The sequence below is a fragment of the Ideonella azotifigens genome (assembly GCF_006519715.1).
Taxonomy (GTDB): Bacteria; Pseudomonadota; Gammaproteobacteria; order Burkholderiales; family Burkholderiaceae_C; genus Ideonella; species Ideonella azotifigens.
Genome location: NZ_VIDT01000734.1, coordinates 1 through 2543 on the forward strand (window position 1 = coordinate 1; position 2543 = coordinate 2543).

Sequence of the window (2543 nt, forward strand, 5' to 3'; positions counted from 1 at the left end):
CGGGTACTGCCGGCGCGTCACCTGCTCGACCAGTTGGGCGGCGGCTTCAAGTCGGCTGCGCTGCACGGTGAAGTGGCGCGACTGGCCTGCGTCGGCCGCGGCGAGGATGTTGCCGCAGCGCTCGCGGATGGTCGTGGTGGATCGCAGTTTGGAAGCCAGGTCAGCCAAGCGTGCGCCCCTTGGTGGCTGCGAGCTGATCTCCGTCCGGGACTGCACCGTCCGTGAAATACCCCGCAGCGATCTTGGCCTCGATCTCGACCCGTGCATCGGCTGGCACCAGCTCGTCCGGGATCTTCACGCGCTCGCCCACCTCGATGCCGCTGCCGGTGATCGCGTCGAACTTGTCGTTGCTCATGCTGACCAGGCGGTGGATCTTGCGGATGCCCAGCCAGTGCAGCACATCGGGCATCAGCTCCTGGAAGCGCATGTCCTGCACGCCGGCCACGCACTCGGTGCGCAGGAAATACTTGTCCGCGCTGTCGCCGCCGAGCTGGCGCTTGCGGGCGTTGTAGACCAGGAACTTGGTGACTTCGCCGAGCGCGCGGCCTTCCTTGCGGCTGTAGGCAATCAGGCCCACGCCACCTTGTTGCGCGCCCTTGATGCATTCCTCGATCGCATGTGTCAGGTAGGGCCGGCAGGTGCAGATGTCGGAGCCGAACACGTCCGAGCCGTTGCATTCGTCGTGCACCCGCGCGGTCAGCGTGACGTTCGAATCGGCCAGGTCGCGCGGGTTGCCGAAGATGTACAGCGTCTGCCCGCCGATGGGTGGCAGGAAGACTTCCAGGTCGCTGCGCGTGACCAGCTCGGGGTACATGCCGCCGGTCTCCTCGAACAGGTTGCGCCGCAGGTCGGCCTCGCTCACATTGAAGCGCCTGGCCACGCCCGGCAGCCACCAGACTGGCTCGATGGCAACCTTGGTGACCACCGCCGAGCCGTTTTCCAGCAGCACCCGGTTGTCCGGGATCAGGCGCTGGAAGACCATCGCATGGCGGATTTCGGGCAGGTCGATGTGGGCCTTGGTGACGGCAATCGTCGGCCGCACGTCGTAACCCTGGGCGATGTGTTCGCTGAACACGTCGGCCACGCTGGCGCCCCAGGGGTCGATCGAGACCATTTTCTCGGCCTCGCCCCACTGCGGATTCGGGCCGATCAGGTCGGTGGGGGAGGTGTTGGTCAGGTCGGCCCGGTGGCCCTTGACCAGGTTGCCGGCCGCAACCGCCAGCGCGCGGTACACGCCATAGCTGCCGCTGTGGGTGCCGATGACGTTGCGCTGGCTGCGGTTGGTGGTGGTGCCGATGACCGGGCCGCGCTTGGCCGCGGTGGCCGCACCCCAGTGGATCGCGGGCGCGCCGCTCGGGCCCTGCTGGCCCGGGTGGCTGGTGAGGCGGATGTGCCGGGTGGCACGCACGTCCCCTGACTTCTCACTGCTCATCTCGCACCGCTCCTGCTTGGTGGCCGACGTGAACAAGCATACGCCGTCGTGGCAACAACGCGAGCAAGTCCCGGGCCACCAAGGCGTGGCGGACGGTGCGCGTGGCAGGTTAAGCGTTAGATATACTAATTATCGCAATGCCGATTCCCGCGGCGGTTGGCCGTTCCGGCGCGGTCACACGATGTCCCTGGATTCTCCGGGGCCGCAGCCTGCCAACCCGCACCCATCTCGCGCAAGGTTCCGATCACGTGTCAGCTTCCCCCATCAAAGGCAAACCAGCAGCGCGACGTCCGCGGGCCGCAGCCATGTCCGACGACCCTTTGGCGCGCTTCGATTTCCTGACGGGCTCGCTTGGATACTCCCTGCGCCTGACGCAGGTGCGGATGTACAACCTGTTCTTCGAGATGATCGGCGACTTGGGCCTGACGCCGGCGCGCGTAACGGCCTTGTCCCTCATCGCCACCGGCGACGACATGAACCAGGCCAAGCTGGCGCGCAGCCTGGACATCGCCGGTCCGAGCGCGCTGAAGATCGTCGATGCGCTCGAGGCCGCAGGCCTGATCTGCCGGCTCGACGTACAGGGTGACCGGCGCCGCTACGTGCTGGCGCTCACCGCCACGGGCCGCGCCAAGCTCGAGCAGCTTCGCGTGCGGATGGCCGAGTACGAGGACCGCATCGCCGCCGGCCTGTCGCCCGCAGAGCGGGAGCAGCTGATCGGGCTGCTCAACCGCACCGCGCTGCCGGGATGAGAGCGGCGCGCGCTCGCAGGTCCACATGCGCCCCGGCGCTGAAGGTCGGCAGCGTCTGGCCGGCCAGCTCGGGCACTGGCGTCTTCGGGGCGGGTGTTCAGCGCGGTGCCATGCGCAGCGCGCCGTCGAGGCGGATGACCTCGCCGTTAAGGTGGCCGTTGACGGCGATGTGCAGCGCCAGGGCGGCGAACTCTTCAGGGTGCCCAAGGCGCTTGGGGAACGGAATGGACTCGGCAAGCGACTGCTGCACCGGCTCGGGCAGCGCCTTCAGCAGCGGCGTGGCGAAGATGCCCGGCGCGATGGTGCAGACGCGGATGCCCCATTGCGCCAGGTCGCGCGCCAGCGGCAGCGTCATGCCGGCG

At 68.1% G+C, this 2543-nt stretch carries 4 protein-coding genes; 1 reads left to right on the forward strand and 3 read right to left on the reverse strand.

The window, feature by feature from the left end; translation table 11 throughout:
* A partial coding sequence (locus tag FKP22_RS34560) for a DUF1688 family protein (RefSeq protein ID WP_141291037.1) occupies positions 1-267 on the reverse strand: 267 nt, incomplete at its 3' end.
* The gene (locus FKP22_RS26955; RefSeq protein ID WP_141291038.1) at positions 161-1432 is read right to left on the reverse strand and encodes a GTP cyclohydrolase II; all 1272 of its coding nucleotides are present in this window, start codon (positions 1430-1432) and stop codon (positions 161-163) included. The genes FKP22_RS26955 and FKP22_RS34560, both read right to left, overlap by 107 nt.
* Positions 1433-1737: 305 nt before the next feature.
* Here FKP22_RS26955 and FKP22_RS26960 point away from each other — a divergent pair, with 305 nt between their 5' ends.
* A complete protein-coding gene (locus FKP22_RS26960) occupies positions 1738-2181 on the forward strand; it encodes a MarR family winged helix-turn-helix transcriptional regulator (protein WP_170201116.1) in 444 nt (147 codons plus the stop codon).
* A gap of 97 nt (positions 2182-2278) precedes the next feature.
* On the opposite strand, the gene FKP22_RS26965 is transcribed toward FKP22_RS26960, so the two are convergent.
* On the reverse strand, positions 2279-2543 hold a 265-nt coding region (locus FKP22_RS26965), incomplete at its 5' end, for an SDR family oxidoreductase (RefSeq protein ID WP_141291040.1).

Coding starts and splice junctions, on each gene's coding strand:
- FKP22_RS26960 (WP_170201116.1), top strand. CDS start 1,738: ATGTCCGACGACCCTTTGGCGCGCTTCGATTTCCTGACGGGCTCGCTT.
- FKP22_RS26955 (WP_141291038.1), bottom strand. CDS start 1,432: ATGAGCAGTGAGAAGTCAGGGGACGTGCGTGCCACCCGGCACATCCGC.